At 66.8% G+C, this 15751-nt stretch carries 14 protein-coding genes; 6 read left to right on the top strand and 8 right to left on the bottom strand.

What is annotated here, in order from left to right; translation table 11 throughout:
• Nucleotides 1–44: 44 nt before the first annotated feature.
• The 7 genes from folP to dacB all read right to left on the bottom strand — a co-directional run bounded on the left by folP (nt 45) and on the right by dacB (nt 7520).
• Nucleotides 45–845, bottom strand: a complete 801-nt coding sequence (gene folP, locus Q0X68_RS05420; RefSeq protein ID WP_297748657.1) for a dihydropteroate synthase — start codon at nt 843–845, stop codon at nt 45–47.
• A gap of 2 nt (nt 846–847) precedes the next feature.
• Entirely contained in the window at nt 848–1414 is a 567-nt protein-coding gene (folE, locus tag Q0X68_RS05415) for a GTP cyclohydrolase I FolE (protein ID WP_297748655.1), read from the bottom strand.
• Entirely contained in the window at nt 1411–3555 is a 2145-nt protein-coding gene (gene ftsH, locus Q0X68_RS05410; RefSeq protein ID WP_297748768.1) for an ATP-dependent zinc metalloprotease FtsH, read from the bottom strand. The genes folE and ftsH overlap by 4 nt, the downstream gene beginning before the upstream one ends.
• Nucleotides 3556–3734: 179 nt before the next feature.
• Nucleotides 3735–4286, bottom strand: coding sequence for a hypoxanthine phosphoribosyltransferase (gene hpt / locus Q0X68_RS05405; RefSeq protein ID WP_108871380.1), 552 nt, complete (start codon nt 4284–4286; stop codon nt 3735–3737).
• Between the two features lie 6 nt (nt 4287–4292).
• The gene (tilS, locus tag Q0X68_RS05400) at nt 4293–5210 is read right to left on the bottom strand and encodes a tRNA lysidine(34) synthetase TilS (protein ID WP_297748649.1); all 918 of its coding nucleotides are present in this window, start codon (nt 5208–5210) and stop codon (nt 4293–4295) included.
• A complete protein-coding gene (locus Q0X68_RS05395; protein ID WP_297748646.1) occupies nt 5203–6093 on the bottom strand; it encodes a zinc-dependent metalloprotease in 891 nt (296 codons plus the stop codon). The genes tilS and Q0X68_RS05395 overlap by 8 nt, the downstream gene beginning before the upstream one ends.
• Nucleotides 6093–7520, bottom strand: coding sequence for a D-alanyl-D-alanine carboxypeptidase/D-alanyl-D-alanine-endopeptidase (gene dacB / locus Q0X68_RS05390; RefSeq protein WP_297748643.1), 1428 nt, complete (start codon nt 7518–7520; stop codon nt 6093–6095). The genes Q0X68_RS05395 and dacB overlap by 1 nt, the downstream gene beginning before the upstream one ends.
• Nucleotides 7521–7588: 68 nt before the next feature.
• Between dacB and Q0X68_RS05385 the strand changes: the two genes are divergently transcribed.
• The 5 genes from Q0X68_RS05385 (at nt 7589) to Q0X68_RS05365 (ending at nt 13819) form a co-directional block, all read left to right on the top strand.
• Nucleotides 7589–8140 carry an inorganic diphosphatase gene (locus Q0X68_RS05385; RefSeq protein WP_297748765.1) on the top strand — a complete coding sequence of 184 codons (552 nt, stop codon included), beginning with the start codon at nt 7589–7591 and terminating at the stop codon, nt 8138–8140.
• Between the two features lie 361 nt (nt 8141–8501).
• On the top strand, nt 8502–9662 hold the full coding sequence (locus Q0X68_RS05380) for a sensor histidine kinase (protein WP_297748640.1): 1161 nt from the start codon (nt 8502–8504) through the stop codon (nt 9660–9662).
• Nucleotides 9659–10327, top strand: a complete 669-nt coding sequence (locus tag Q0X68_RS05375) for a response regulator transcription factor (RefSeq protein WP_297748637.1) — start codon at nt 9659–9661, stop codon at nt 10325–10327. The genes Q0X68_RS05380 and Q0X68_RS05375 overlap by 4 nt, the downstream gene beginning before the upstream one ends.
• A gap of 208 nt (nt 10328–10535) precedes the next feature.
• Nucleotides 10536–11297, top strand: coding sequence for an ABC transporter ATP-binding protein (locus Q0X68_RS05370; protein WP_297748634.1), 762 nt, complete (start codon nt 10536–10538; stop codon nt 11295–11297).
• Nucleotides 11294–13819, top strand: a complete 2526-nt coding sequence (locus tag Q0X68_RS05365) for an ABC transporter permease (RefSeq protein ID WP_297748631.1) — start codon at nt 11294–11296, stop codon at nt 13817–13819. Before Q0X68_RS05370 ends, Q0X68_RS05365 begins: the two co-directional genes overlap by 4 nt.
• A gap of 99 nt (nt 13820–13918) precedes the next feature.
• On the opposite strand, the gene Q0X68_RS05360 is transcribed toward Q0X68_RS05365, so the two are convergent.
• Nucleotides 13919–14851 (bottom strand): NAD(P)-dependent oxidoreductase, encoded by a 933-nt coding sequence (locus Q0X68_RS05360; RefSeq protein ID WP_297748628.1) that lies wholly within the window; start codon nt 14849–14851, stop codon nt 13919–13921.
• A 32-nt stretch (nt 14852–14883) separates the two neighbouring features.
• Here Q0X68_RS05360 and Q0X68_RS05355 point away from each other — a divergent pair.
• The coding region (locus Q0X68_RS05355; RefSeq protein ID WP_297748625.1) for a TRM11 family methyltransferase at nt 14884–15751 on the top strand (868 nt) is incomplete at its 3' end.

Below are 15751 nucleotides of genomic sequence, written 5' to 3'. Positions count from 1 at the left end.
ATGGTTCCTCACCTTGCTCGTTGGTCACTGTGACGTTGTGGATACTACCCGAGCGGGCGAAGCTCGGCAGCGTCAGGGCGAAGGTGGCTTCCGACGATGATCGCGTCACGCTGCATGGGCACCTCATGTGTGCGCACTGCCCAGACGCTGTGGGCCGCGCACCAGGTGGTCACCGCGGCGGTGGCGACGTCGCGATCCTGAGCCTCGGCGAGGAAGCGTTTGCGGGAGGCGCCGACGAGGACGCGATGCCCGGTGGCCTGCCATGCGGTGAGATCGCGCAGGATCTGCCAATTATCGTCGCTGGACTTCGCGAAACCGAGCCCGGGATCGAGGATAATGCGCGAGGCGGGGATCCCGGCGGCGACGGCGGCGTCACGACGTGCGAGCGTCTCACCGAGCACTTCCGCGCAAACGTCAGTGTAGTTGGCGAGGGAATTCATCACGTCGGAATGCCCGCGCCAGTGTTGCAAGATGTAGCAGGCGTCGGAGGCAGCGACCGTCGCGAACATATCGGGGTCGGCGAGCCCGCCGGAGACATCGTTGATGATGGCGGCCCCGGCGTCTACCACCGCGCGGGCCGTCGTGGCGCGCATGGTGTCAACCGAGACGGTGATGCCCGCTGCGGCGAGGCGTTCGACGACGGGGAGCACCCGTCGCAGTTCCTCGTCGGCGTCGACGCGAGCCGCGCCTGGGCGGGTGGATTCTCCGCCCACGTCGATGATGCTCGCGCCCTGGGCGACGAGTTCGTGGGCGTGCTCGCAGGCGGAATCCGGGTTGGCCCAGCGGCCGCCGTCGGAGAAGGAGTCGGGTGTGACGTTGAGCACCCCCATGATGAGTGTCTGCATGCTCAGTGCCCCAGGATGAGGCCCATCGCCTCTGCTCGGGTGGCGCTGTCACGCAGTACTCCGCGCACCGCGCTCGTCACCGTTTTCGAGCCCGGCTTGCGCACGCCTCGAAGCGTCATGCAGGAGTGCTCCGCTTCCACCACGACGATCACCCCGCGCGCGTGCAGTTGCTCCACCATGGCCTCAGCGATCTGGGTGGTGAGCCGTTCCTGCACTTGCGGGCGGCGGGCATAGACGTCGACGAGGCGCGCAATTTTGGACAGGCCCGCCACCCGGCCGCCCTTCTGCGGGATGTACCCCACGTGGGCCACGCCCGTGAATGGCAAGAGGTGATGCTCGCAGCAGCTCGCCACCTCGATATCTTTCACGAGCACGAGTTCCTCGTGGGATACGTCGAAGGTGGTGCCGATCACATCTGCCGGGTCTTGGCTGAGGCCGGCGAACAGCTCGGCGTATGATCGGGCGACGCGCTGTGGGGTGTCGCGCAAACCGTCGCGGTCAGGGTCGTCGCCGATGGCGAGCAGAATCTCGCGCACCGCGGCTTCGATGCGCGGTTGATCGACGCTCATTCGGGCCTCGGCGGCTGCGGAGGCTGCCAATCCGATGGCGGGCGCCACCCAGGGGTGTCACCCGGAGGGATGCCGCCCGGCTGCGGCGGGGCCGGCGGCTCCACGCCCGGCTGCGGCGGGGCCGGCGGCTCCACGCCCGGCTGGGGTGCGGACGGCGGAGTCCAATCCGAGGGGCCAGCCAGCGGCTTGGGTGAGGAGGCACCGTCGGGGAGATCGGAGTCGGCGGGGGCTTCCGGCGGTGTCACCGGCGGGATCGACGACGGCACGCGGTTGGGCGACCCCGTCCAGGCCGGACGCTTGTCGCGTCGGCGCAACGGCTCGAAAATCTTCGCCACTTCCGCCTTGCCCAGGGTTTCCTTCTCGAAGAGTTGACGGACGAGTTCGTCGAGCACGTCGCGGTTTTCTTCCAGCACGTCGTAGGCTTCCTGATGCGCGGCGTGAATGAGCTTGGCCACTTCTTCGTCGACGATGCCTGCCAGCTCGTCGGAATACTCCTTGCTGGAGTCTGTGCCCTTCATGCCCATGAACGGCTCGGAGTCGCCGCCGCCAATCTTCACCGCACCGATGCGCTCGCTCATGCCGTACTGGGTGACCATGGCGCGGGCCACCTTCGTCGCCTTCTGGATGTCGTTGCTCGCCCCGGTGGTCGGGTCGTGGAACACCATCTCTTCGGCGGCGCGGCCTCCCATCATGTAGGCCATCTGGTCGAGCAGCTCGCCGCGCGTCTGCGAATACTTGTCCTGGTCAGGCAGCACCATCGTGTATCCGAGCGCTCGCCCGCGCGGCAGGATCGTCACCTTCTGCACCGGATCATTGCCCGGCATGGCTGCCGCCACGAGCGCGTGCCCGCCCTCATGGTAGGCGGTGATGAGTCGCTCGCGCTCGTCCATGAGGCGCGTCTTCTTCTGCGGCCCAGCGATCACGCGGTCGATGGCCTCGTCGAGTTCCTTCTGGCCGATCATGTCGTAGCCCAAACGGGCCGCCAGGAGCGCGCCTTCATTGAGGACGTTCGCAAGGTCGGCGCCGGAGAACCCGGGCGTGCGCCGCGCGATGGAGGTGAGGTCGACGTTCGACGCGAGCGGCTTGCCCTTCGCATGCACCTTGAGGATGGCTTCGCGTCCGGCCGCATCGGGAGCCTCGACGGAGATCTGCCGGTCGAAGCGTCCGGGGCGCAACAGCGCTGGGTCGAGCACGTCGGGACGGTTCGTCGCCGCGATCAGGATGATGCCGCCGCGCGAGTCAAATCCGTCCATCTCGACGAGCAGCTGGTTCAGCGTCTGCTCGCGCTCGTCGTGGCCGCCGCCCATGCCTGCACCACGGTGCCTGCCGACGGCGTCGATCTCGTCGATGAAGATGATGGCAGGCGCGTTGTCTTTCGCCTGGGAGAAGAGGTCGCGGACGCGGGATGCACCAACACCGACGAACATCTCGACGAAGTCGGAACCCGAGATGGAGAAGAAGGGCACTCCGGCTTCGCCTGCGACGGCGCGGGCGAGCAGCGTCTTACCGGTGCCGGGCGGCCCGTAGAGTAGGACGCCCTTGGGGATCTTCGCGCCGAGCTCGACGAACTTGTCGGGCTTCTCGAGGAATTCCTTGATCTCGACGAGCTCCTCCACCGCCTCGTCGGCGCCGGCCACGTCGCTGAAAGTGGTCTGCGGGGTGTCCTTGCTCGCGAGTTTGGCGCGCGACTTTCCGAACGACATCGGCCCGCCCGCGCCGCCTTGGCTCATGGAACGGTAGATGAAGAACATCACACCGATCAGCAACAGGAAGGGCAGGAACGAGAACAGGAAGGTGGAAAACAGCCCTGGCTTCGGGTTCTCTCCGTTCCAGCGCTCGAGCGTGCCCTGCTCTCGACGCTCGTTGAGGAGTTTCACGATGTCGGCGGCCTGCTGCTCACCCACCCAGGTGCTCCTCGTACGCTTGCCGTCTTTGTCGACGATCTGGATCTGTTGTTCACCGTCGACGAGGATCACTTCGCGCAGCTTCTCGTCGCTTTCGAGCACCTTGATTGCCTGGCTCGTGGGCATGTTCTCGAAGCCGGTGAAGGAGCTGAACAGCTGCCACCCGAGCATGAGCACAATGACGATGATGAGGATCCACGCCACTGGGGACTTGAAGAATTTCTGCAAGGGTGCCACCACTCAATAAAGACGAAAACAGCAAGCCGAAGCCTACCAGCGCTCGCCAAAGATGCATCCCCGGAAGCTGCGGGGGCCCAACTGCGTTCCTAACCCGATATCCACATGCGTTTGCCGAAATCGGCCGATTTGACCCCTGCAGCGAAACCCGTGTGGATATTGGGTTAGGTATGGGTTGATCAGCTGTAGATCTCAGGCTTCAGTGTGCCGACGTCGCGCAGGTTGCGGTACTTCTCGGCGAAGTCCAGACCGAAGCCGACGACGAACTCGTTGGGGATGTCGAAGCCGACGTACTTCACGGGCACGTCGATCTTCGCCGCGTCGGGTTTGCGGAACATCGTCATGATCTCGATGCTCGCCGGGCCGCGCGAGGCGAGGTAGTTGATGAGGTAGCTGAGCGTGAGGCCGGTGTCGATGATGTCTTCCACGACGATGACGTGCCGGCCTTCGAGATCCTGTGAGAGGTCTTTCAGAATGCGCACCACGCCGCTCGACTGGGTGCCTGCGCCGTAGGAGGAGACGGCCATCCAGTCCATCTGGACGTGGCTCTTCATGGCGCGTTGCAGGTCTGACATCACCATGACCGCGCCGTTCAGCACTCCAACGAGGAGGATGTCCTTCCCCTCGTAGTCAGCATCGATTTGGGCGGCTATCTCCGCGATGCGCTCAGCGATCTGGTCGGAGGTGTAGAGCACGCGCTCGAGGTCTTCAGCAATATCGGCAGCATCCACGGTTCCTCACCTTACCAACCTGAGCTCGTTCTCGGCACGCTGCACGCTGCCCCCCGGGACGTCGATGGGGCCCTGCCCTCGCCACGTCGTGACGAGGGCGTCGACGGCCAACACGTGCACCATCGCCGGCTGCGCACCCTGCGCTTCGAGCCAAGCTTTCAGGAACCTCCACCTGAGCGCGTCGGGGAGCTCGCGGATATCGTCGACGGGAAGCGTCGGCGTAGGCGGGGTGTCGACGAACGCGTCGAGGGCGTCCGCATCGGCTCTGGCCAGCGAGGCTGTCCGCGCGAGGTTGGGCGCGAGATCCCTCCCAATGACGTCCTCCAGCCCAGCGAGCGCGCGGCGCACGCGCACCCGCATGAAGGAGGGGTCGTCGTTCATCGGGTCGTGCCACGGGGTGACGCCCCACTCGGCGCAGGCCTGCTCCGTCGTGGCGCGGCGGAGGCCGAGCAGCGGGCGCAGGAACGGGCCGCGTCGGGCGGGCATCCCGGCGACGGCGCGCGTTCCGGATCCGCGCACGAGGCCTAGAAACACCTGCTCGGCCTGGTCGTCGAGGGTGTGCCCAAGCAGCACCGGGCGCCCGAATGCTTCCAGCGCCGCGTAGCGGGCGTCGCGGGCAGCCGCTTCGAGGCCGTCGGCGCCGGGTTCGACGGTGACCCTCACCGTGCGTGCTTCGATGGAGTGGCAGGCCAGCTGCTCCTCCACCTGGTGGGCGACCTCGTCGGAATCTGGTTGCAGCTGGTGGTCGACGACGACGGCAAGCGGCGCTCCCCCGTCGCGCCGCGCCGCCCACGCGGCCCCCAGCGCGAGCGCCAGGGAATCGGCACCCCCGGAGCACGCCACGACGACATCGCCACCCGGCCACACCTGCGCGACGGCGCGCGCCACCTCCAGCGATGCCGGGCCGAGTTCACGCCTAGCCATACACCCTCCGATCCCACAGCGCAGGGTTTGCGATCTCCTCGCGCGTCGGCAAGTTCTCTGGCGCGTCGAATGCGGCGTCGAGCGGATTCGGCTGGCTGAGGCCATCGTCGGCGTGCATCTGCTGCACCTTGAGGCAGAACTGGCGCCCCTGCGCGTATTGGGTGCCCTTGTCGAGTAGCCCGCCGCCGCGCTGGGGCCGCGAGCGCTCCAGCACCCGGCGCATGCGCTGCACGTGACGAATACGCCCCGTGCGGTCGGAGACGTAGTCAGCGTGCCCTTCGAGGAAGGTCATGGTGGCGATGATGCGGTTGATCGATGCCCTGCCGCTAGCGTCGCCGACGAGCTCACCGAGGTAGCCGGTGAGCCAGGGCGCGCGGTCGAATTGCAGCGCGTGGGCCTGTTCGTGCGCTGCTATCCACAGCAAGAACGAGCGCTCGTCGAAGCCGTTTCGGTACTGCAGGCGCCACAGATTCGGGGCGACGAGGTACAAGGTGCGGCTGCCCGAGAAAGCGTCGTATTGGCCGAGCATCCACCGCGATCCGATACCTAGCCCCACGCCCACGCCCGCGCCCAGCACGCGCGCGGTGAGGGCGCGCCAGAGTGTCGGGGAACGACGGGGCCACCCCACCGAGTCGATGGCTGCCTGGGCGACGTTGGTGGCGGCGGCGACCCAACCGTCGCGATCTACGACACGGATGTTGGACGCGCCACGGGCGGGAACCTGCATTGCCGCTGCCGCTAGCTCGGCGGCCTCGCGCGCGTGGCGTCGTATGCTCGCGACGTAGCGGTGCGCCTCCGGGCGCGAGACGGCGGGCAGGTCACCTCGGCCCAGCTTGGCGACGGCGCGGGCGGTTGCCCAGTGGAGTTCTGGCGCGGCGTCCATCAGCAACCGCACCCTGTGACCGTGCCGACCACTTGGTCTTCCAGCACCTTCGCCGCCCACCCGTCGACTTGCCCGTTGAGCACGATGGCGAAGACGACGAGCGACCCGTCGGCAGTGATGGTGTAGCCGCTGAGGGAGGACACTAGGCTCAACGTACCGGTTTTCGCGCGGGCGACCCCTCGCGCGGGGGCGCTGACCTCGTCGGTGAAGCGCTCGCGCAGCGTCCCGCTAACCCCCGCGACGGGCAGACCATCCATGACGGCGGTGAGGCGGGCGTCGGTGATGATGTGGTGGTTGGCGCGGGCGAGCATCGCCGCCGATACGCGGTTGCTGCGCGAGAGCCCCGACGCGTCGTCGAGATGAGCGCCTTGCTCCCAGATGCCGAGCTTGGTGAGTTGTTGCTGGATGGCGGCGGTGGAGCCCGCGAACGTGGCCGGGTGGCCCGTGTGTTTGGCCAATTGGAAGCCGAGCACTTCGGTGAATGAGTTGTTGGAGCGCAGCATCGCCTGCTGGGCGAGCGCATGCACGGGCAACGATTCGACGCTCGCGATCTCCGCTCCCGTACCCTTGGTAACGACAGGTGCGCCGCGTACTTGGAGGCCTTCTTCGCCGAGCTGGCGAGCGAAGACGGCGGCGGCCGCGGCAGCGGGATCAGCTTGGCGTGCTCCGTCGACCTTCCCCTCATCGGCCCACAGCGCGCTGATCGGCGTCACCTGATCGCGGTATTTCGCGGGCCATGTTGTTGCCCAGCCGGAATCCGGGAAGTAGGACGCGTCGTAGCCCAGCGTGACGCTGGTGGTTCCCGCGGCGCGCAGCGCCTTCGCGGTCTGCTGGGCGAGGCTGCGCAGCGACGGCGGCTGGGGGTACGTGCCTGGTTGTGCGGGTTCGCTTGCCAGGAGCGGGTCGCCCCCGCCCACCAGCACGATGGTGCCCGGGCCGGGTTGGGTGACGGTGGTGGCGAAGGTCTCTTCGCCGTCGAAGGCGTTGAGCACCGACGTGATGGTCAGCGTTTTGGTATTCGACGCGGGGGTCAGCATCCGGTGGGCGTCGCGTGAGGCGATCGCTTGCCCGGACACCCCGTCGAGCAGCTCCCACGAGATCGTGGCAGGTTTCCCGTCGGGCGTTGTGAGCTTCGATGTGTCGAGGTGCGCGAGACGCTGGGCAAGTTGCTGTTTCGACGGGGCGGGGCCCGGCGTCGCGATGGCTGCGGGTGGTTGGAGGTCACCGACGCTGGGCGGTGTCGGCGCTGCTGATGGAGCCGCGAACACCGAGGGGGGCACCGTCGGGGATGCCGCGGGGCGATCGAGGCCGACGGCGGTGGCGATGCGGCCTCGCAGAGCGAGCGCGGTGAGCGTGAGGCTGGGCACCAACACGAGCACGATACCGACGGCGACCCACTGCGCTGTCCGAGACTTCGGCACTGCCACCTCCGACAGGGTATTGTGACCTGCAAGTAACACCGATCATCTTAGGAGCCCCGGTCGTGAGCCAAGACATTCACGCATCTCTCGAACCCATCGAGTCCGGCGATCAGGTTCTGTTCGACGTGACGGTGGAGATCCCCAAGGGCACCAAGCACAAGTACGAGATGGACCACAACACTGGCCGGATCCGTCTCGACCGCACCTTGTTCACCTCCACCCAGTACCCGTACGACTACGGTTTCGTGGAGGGCACGCTGGGCGAAGACGGCGACCCGCTGGATGCGATGGTGGTGGGCGGCGACCCGACGTTCCCCGGCTGCCTTATTGAATGCCGCGCCATCGCGATGTTCCGCATGACCGACGAGATGGGCGGCGACGACAAGGTGCTGTGTGTGCCGACGGCAGACACGCGCCGCAAGCACCTCGTCGACCTCGATTCCGTGCCCGAGTACATGCTGCTCGAGATTGAGCATTTCTTCTCCGTCTACAAAGACTTGGAGCCCGGCAAGTCCGTCGAAGGCGCCACCTGGACGGGCCGCAAGGAAGCGGAGCAGGAAGTCATCAAGTCGACCGAGCGCGCCAAGGGCACACCCTTCGAGCACCACCACGTCAACCTCGCCTGACGCTCTCCGGGGTTTCGATACACTCGCTCCGCGGGCTACTCAAGCACCGGAGACAGCGCTACCTGACCATCGAGTAGGCAGCCCGCATCTTCCACCGACCGTCGAGTAGGCGCGAAGCGCCGTATCGAGATGCACCGAGTGAAAACTTCAAAATCCGTACGCAGATTGACCAAAGCCTCCGATTTTGAGGGGTTAAACGAATCTGCGTACGGATTATGAAGTTTCGTGCTGGGTTTCGCTACACGAGCGGCGCGGTTTCGATACGCCCGCTCCGCGGGCTACTCAACCACCGACAATCCCACCCACCTAGATCAGCCCGGGGACTGATGCGGCGTCGCGGCTCGCCTCGTAGGCTGACACCATGCTGAGTCGTGTCCGTACCGTCGACGTGGTACTCGCGCTCTGCCAATTCGGGCTGGGGATCATCACCTGGGGATGGGCGCCGTCGCATTCCCACACCTTGTGGCTGCCATTGTTCATCTTGCTCTACGCAGGCCTCATCCTCCTGCGCCGCGCCGCACCTGCACCGTCGGCTGCCGCAATCTACGCGCTCGCGCTCGCCCAGGTGCTACTAGGCATCGAACCCGGCCCAATGAACCTCGTCGTGCTGCTGTCCCTGTACTCCGTCACCGCCCACGGCCCCACCTGGGCCAACCGACTAGGGCTCGCTGGTGGCGGCATCGGCGCCTTCATATTTGCTGTACTCGTCGCCGGCCGGAATCCCAGCGACGTGCTCGTCTACTTCCTGCCCACACTCTTCGCCGTCGGTGTGGCGTGGGCGCTCGGGCTCGCGCGGCGCAGCAGAATCACGCAGCAGCACACCGACGAGGCACGGATCGCCGCCTTGAAAGCCGCCAAAAGCACCGACGCCGAACTCGCCGTCGCAGCGGAACGCTCGCGGATCGCGCGCGAGATGCACGACGTCGTCGCTCATTCGCTGGCCGTCATCATCGCCCAGGCCGACGGCGGCCGATACGCGGCATCGGCCAACCCGGAACAGGCCACGAAATCGTTGGAGACGATCGCCGAGATCGGGCGCGACGCGCTCGCCGACATCCGTCGCATCCTCGGCGTGCTTCGCACCGCCGACGCCGACGTCGCCATCGTCACACCCCAACCCACCAGCGACGACCTCGCCGACGTGATCGCACGCGTCAAGGAGACCGGTGTCGACGTGGCGTACACCACGATGGGCACTCCCCGGCCACTGATGCCGGGCATGAACGTCACCCTGCAGCGCGTGTGCCAGGAAGCCCTCACCAACGCGCTCAAACACGCCGGGCCGGGCGCCAAGATGGCCGTCATGCTTTGCTACACCGACGCCGACGTCACTTTGCAGGTGGACGACGACGGTCGTGGCGCGGCGGCGCTCTCCGACGGCGCGGGCAGTGGGATCGTCGGGATGCGCGAGCGCGCTGCCCTGTTCGGCGGCACCCTGCACGCCGGCCCCAAAGCCACCGGAGGGTTCCGCGTCAAACTCACCCTCCCCCTCTCCCCCGACCACGCTCAGGAGACCACATGATCCGCGTCGCACTCGTCGATGACCAACAGCTCGTCCGAGCCGGGTTCGCCATGGTGATCGGCTCCCAACCCGACCTCGAGGTGGTGCTGCAATGCGGCGACGGCGCCGAGGCCGTCGAGCAAATCCCGATGGCGAACGTCGACGTCGTGCTCATGGATGTGCGCATGCCCGGGGTCGACGGCATCACCGCCACCGAACAGCTCACTGCCCGCCCCGAAGGCGACGCGACACCGAAAATCATCATCCTCACCACGTTCGACCTCGACGAGTACGTACTGCGCGCCATCAAGGCGGGAGCCTCGGGGTTTCTCCTGAAAGACACCCCACCCGAGGTCATGCTGGACGCCATTCGCACCGTCCACGCGGGCGACGCGGTGATGGCGCCGTCGTCGACGAAACGCCTGCTCGATCACCTCGTCGGCATGCTCCCCGACGAGGAACGCGCCACCCCCGCTGCGCTCGACGTGCTCACCGACCGCGAGCGCGAGGTGCTCGTGCTGATGGCCCGCGGGCTCAGTAACCAAGAGATCGCGGCCGAGCTGTACGTCGCGGAAGCCACGGTGAAAACGCACGTCGGGCGAATCCTGATGAAGCTCAACGCCCGCGACCGCGTGCAGGCCGTTGTTGTGGCGTATGAAACCGGGCTGGTCGCACCCGGGCATTAACGACTTGCGCGACTGGGCGCACTCTAGATGCCAATTTTGGCCATTTGGGGGCGGTTTTTGCCATCTGGTGTGCGCTCGGTCGCGCGAACGCCGTCAGCCCCCAGGATGACGCGCAAGACCATCCTCCAGGCTGACGCTTTCCACTCGGAGGCTGCGTAGCGTTCGTAGCGTCACCCAGATTGGAACCAGATTGGAAAGCGAGTGCACCATGCAAGAGCCATTCGAGGAGCTGCGCGACGTCGCGGCCGCCGCACGCGATCTGAAAAAGATCTACGGCGAAGGCGCCACCCAGGTTGAGGCGCTGGCCGGCGTCGATGTGCAGTTCAAACGCGGCGAGTTCGCCGCGATCATGGGGCCGTCGGGCTCCGGCAAATCGACGCTCATGCACATGCTCGCTGGCCTCGACCGCCCCAGCTCCGGCCTCGTGTGGCTGGCGGGCAAGTGGATCACCAGCCTGAAAGATAACGACGTCACTCTCCTGCGCCGCGACCGCGTCGGCTTCGTCTTCCAGGGGTTCAACCTGCTGCCGATGTACACCGCGAAGCAGAACATCCTGCTGCCGTTCGAGCTCGCCGGCACCAAACCTGACGACGCATGGTTCACCACCGTCGTCGATCTGCTGCATCTCGGCGACCGCCTGGAGCACCTGCCGTCGGAACTCTCCGGAGGCCAGCAGCAGCGTGTCGCCGTGGCACGCGCGCTCATCACCAAGCCAGACGTAATTTTCGCCGATGAGCCCACGGGCAACCTGGACTCGCGCGCGGGCGGCCAAGTGCTGTCCTTCCTGCGCACGAGCGTGCGCGAGCTGGGGCAGACCGTCATCATGGTCACCCACGACGCGGTCGCCGCCGCGCACGCGAGCCGCGTTCTTCTCCTGGCCGACGGGCGCATCGCCGGCGAGATCCAAGACCCGACGCCCGAAGCGGTCTCCACCAGCCTCGATCTCCTTCGCACCGACGAGGTGGCATGATGTGGCACTTCGCAATCAAGCAGATGCGTTCGTCGGTCGGCAAGCTCCTGCTGGCGGGCATCGCCATCGTGCTCGGCACAGGCTTCGTGTCGGCAACACTGCTGGGCACCAGCGTCATGAAAGCGACCGCGGAAGCCGTAGCCACGGCTGATTTGAACGGGGCTAACGTCGTCGCCAAGGAAGTCAATGTCACCGACGAACAACTCGCCGCAGTGCGCACCACTCCCGGCGTCAAGGCCATCGATTACAGGCTCAACGAGGGCGTTCCCGTGGGGAACGCGACGTCGGCGTACTTCCTGCAATTGCAGTCGCTGCCGACGGCTGGCGACGCGCCAACACCGGCGGAAGGCACGACCCCGAAGGCTCCCGGCGAGCTGTTGATCGCGCATGATCTCGCCAAGTCGCTGAACGTGAAGGTGGGCGACGCGCTCCAGTGGTCTGCGCTGGAGGACAAGGGTGGGGAATTCAAGATTGTCGGGGTCACCCAGCCGAGCATGTCCTTGTTTAGCACCGCGCCGTCGTGGACGACTGCGGACACGGTGCAGCAGGTTCGCGCCGCATACGCAGAAGAACATGTCGAGAACGACACGCTCCTCGCCTACACCGACGGTTCCCGTGACCCGAGCGAGGTAGCGGCCGACATTGCGAAGACGATCCCCTACCCCGTGCACACCGCCCGGGAGGTCATCGACCAGCAGGTTGAGAACATGGTCGGCAATGCGAATTTCTTCGTCTTCCTGGGGCTCGCGTTCGCAGCCGTTGCTGTGGGCGTGGCTGCCATGGTGATCGCCAACACGTTCGAGGTGCTCGTCGCGCAACGCACGAAAGCACTCGCCCTGCTGCGCTGCGGTGGGGCGACGAAGGCGCAGATCCGTCGCTCGGTGCTCATCGAGGCCGCGGTGTTGGGCGTCTTCGCATCGGTTGTCGGTATTCTGCTCGGCCACGGGCTCGGCTACGCCGGCCTTTGGTGGGTGTCGACACAGTCCTCCGGCGCCGTGAAGCTCGGCAGCATGGGTGTGAATATCCCGGCAATCCTCGTGCCCCTCATCGTCGGCCTGGTGGTGACCGTGCTCGCAGCACTCGGCCCGGCCCGGGCCGCCACGCGGGTGAGCCCCGTCGCCGCACTGCGCCCGACGACGGTGGACCCCGTGCGCGCGAAGAGCGGTCTGCGCAAGGTCGTGGGGCTGGTCCTACTCATCCTCGGTGCTCTGATGCTGGGCTTCCCCACCGCTTTGGTGTACGGCTACCGCGCCGATGGCGACCTCACGGGGCTTGTCGACCTGCTCGGTGTTCTGCTGCTCATGGGTGTGGCTGGAGGGCTGCTGCTCGTCGCGGGGTTCCTCGTGCTGGCCGTGTACATGGTGCCGCAGATGGTGGCGGTGCTCGGCTGGCTGGCGGCGCTCGTCGTGCCGAAGAAGTCGAAGGCGACGGTGCGGCTGGCCACGGCGAACGCCACGCGGAACCCTCGCCGGACGGCGGCTACCACGTCGGCACTCGTGATTGGCGTGGGCCTCGTGACATTGATGGCGACAGGTGCGGCCTCGGGGCGAGCCACGATCGAGAATTCGCTCGACGAGTTCTTCCCCACCGAGATAGTGGTCGGAGCCAACGGCACCGAGGCGTTCTCCAACAACCTGGTGAAAGCCGTCGAGGGCGTGGAGGGCGTCGAGTACGTCGCCCGCGCGTGGATGGCCAACGACACCGAGGGCAAGAACGTGATGATCGCGAAGCGCGACGACGTGTTGGCCACGGTGAAGACCCCGGATTACACGCTGCAGCCCGGGCGCGTCGGGGTGGACCCGCGGCCGTTCCCCCAGGGCGTTCCCGACGAGATGACCCTCAGCATCCAGACGCCGTCGGGAGAGGAGACGAAGCCCATCACGTTGCCCACCCAGACCGTGAAGAACCTCGCGGTAGCGATGGTGGTAGAGCCCGAGACCATCGAGCGGTCCGGGGTGCAGCTCGGCCAGCCGACGATGCTCCTGCTGAACGTCGACGACGAGCGGGTGGACGACGTCGTGCTTGACGTGCAGCGCGTAGTCTCCGAGCACGGCGGCGACTCGGCGCCCTCCGTAGCGGCGCCGCTGCAGCAGCGCCAGAACATGAACCGAGTGATCGACGCGGTGGTCACCGTGATGATCGGTCTGCTCGCGGTGGCCGTCGTGATTGCCCTTGTCGGCGTGGCGAACACGCTCACGCTGTCGGTGATTGAGCGGCGACGCGAGCACGGCATGCTGCGCTCCGTCGGCGTCACGGGCAGCCAGTTGCGCGGGATGCTGGCCGCAGAAGGCGTGCTCATCTCGGTGGCCGGGGCAGTGATCGGCATCCTGCTCGGGGTGCTGACCGGCTTCGCTGGGTCGACGATCCTGCTCGGCAGTGCGGACGGCTTTGTGTTCGCCCTCGACTGGCGCGTGCTGCTCGGCACCTTGGCCGTCGCGGTGGTGGCTGGGCTCATCGCCTCCGTCGTACCGTCACGCTCGGCGGCGCGGGTTCCCGTCGTGGTGGCGCTAGCTGCGGAGTAGACCTGGCCGGCCCCTTAGGTGGCAGATTAGCGCCCGTCAATGGGCGCTAATCTGCCACCTATTGCGTATGCGACGGGCATGAAGCCTGCGACGGCGGCCTCAGCGGGCGACGAGGTTGCGGAACTCGCCGCCTGTGGCGAGCGCGCGGAGCTGATGGGTGACCAGCTCGTCGGCGCCAATCGGGCGGCCGCCCGCAGCGTGCGGGGAGATGAGCAGGTTCGGGGCCTCCCACAGCGGCGAGTCCTCCGGAAGCGGCTCGTGCCACATCACGTCGATGGCCGCGCCCGCAATCGACCCGCCCTCCAGCGCCTGCATCAGCGCGTCCTCGTCGACGGTGCGCCCCCGCCCGACATTCACGACGTAGGCGTGCTCGGGCAGCTTCGCCAAACGCTCGGCGTTCAGTGCGTTCGTGGTGTGCTCGGTGTCGGGCAGAATCATGATGAGCACATCCGTGCGGGCGAGTTCGTCGTCGAGATGCGCCTCGTCGACGACGGGGAACCCGCCGCGCTCCCCCGCCGAGCGGGCCGCGCCGACGACGTTGGCGCCCAGGGTTTGCAGCACCGGGGCGAGGCATTGCGCGATCGACCCGAACCCCCAGATGAGCACGTTGGCACCAATCAGCGTGGTGACGGGCTTCGTCGCGAGCTCCTGGCGGCCGCTGATTTCCCACGTCCAGGTGTGTGTGGCCTTGTTGGCGACGAGTGTGGGCACCTTGCGCACGAGCGCCAGAGTGAGCGCAACGGTGTGCTCGGTCACGGTGCGATCATGCAGGCCCGCACCTCCGCAGAGCACCGCGTCGTCGGTGAATCCCGCTGCGAGGATGGCGTCGGTGCCTGCCATGAGCGTCTGTACTAGTTTCAGTTTGGGCAGCTGCGACGCGATCTCTTTCAGCTTCGCAGGCTTGTTACCCCACACGACGAGCACCTCCGCGTCGCGATGCTCGTCGGGGATGTCTGCCTTAATGTCATACACGACCTGCTCGTCGTCAGTGTCGAGGGTCAGGGGGAACGAGTTGGGCACGAGGATCTTCATGCATCCACAGTAGTCCGCGCTACCCTTCCTTCATGCCCGGATACCTCATGTTGCTAGCGCCCTCCGCCAACCGCGTCTACGCCGGATCCGCGCCGCAGCTCGCCGTCGCAGAACTCAAAGCCACCTGCCCAGGGGCTGCCGACGTCGAACCCGTCGAACTGGCCGGTGTGCCCTACCTGGCATTCACTGCCGACGAGGGGGCACTCGACGTGGTGGCCCGGCAGTCGGGCTGCTTCGCGCTGTTCGAGCATCTGGACGGGTTGCTGCGGCCCGTGGAGTTGCCGGACGTGTTCCGGTTTCCCGACGATCTCGTCACCATCCCGAAGTATCAGGGCAAGACGAACGAGCAGTTCACGCAGTTGTTGCTGAACGTCACGCTGGGCGCGGTGACCCGCGAGGCCGACGGCCGTCGCCAGGTGCTCGACCCGATGGCCGGGCGCGGCACCACGCTGTCGACCGCGCTGCGGCAAGGCCACGACGCGTACGGCGTCGAGCTGGATGACAAGGCATTCGAGGCGGCCGCATCGTTTTGGAAGACCTACTTCCGCCGCAAGCACATGAAGCACACGGCCGACGTCACGCCCGTGAAACGCAACGGCCGCGCGGTGGGGCGTCGGCTGGACCTGCGCGTCGACGGGCTCACCGCCACCATGTTCACCGGCGACGCCCGCGACTCCGCGCAGCTCTTTGGCAAGAAGCGCTTCGACGCGGTGGTCACCGATGCGCCCTACGGCGTGGCGCACGGCGCGACGAGCGACTCCGGCCGCCACCGCTCCCCCGCCGAGCTGCTCGCCGAGGCCATCCCTGTGTGGGCAGGCCAGCTGAAGCACGGCGGCGCGCTCGGCGTCGCGTGGAACACGTTCGGGCTCTCCCGCGACGATCTCTCGGCCTTGTGCGAAC

Origin of the sequence: uncultured Tessaracoccus sp., assembly GCF_947286155.1 — a bacterium.
GTDB lineage: Bacteria > Actinomycetota > Actinomycetes > Propionibacteriales > Propionibacteriaceae > Arachnia.
The sequence above is the reverse complement of the archived record's forward strand: the minus strand, read 5'-3'. Positions and strand labels throughout refer to the sequence as shown.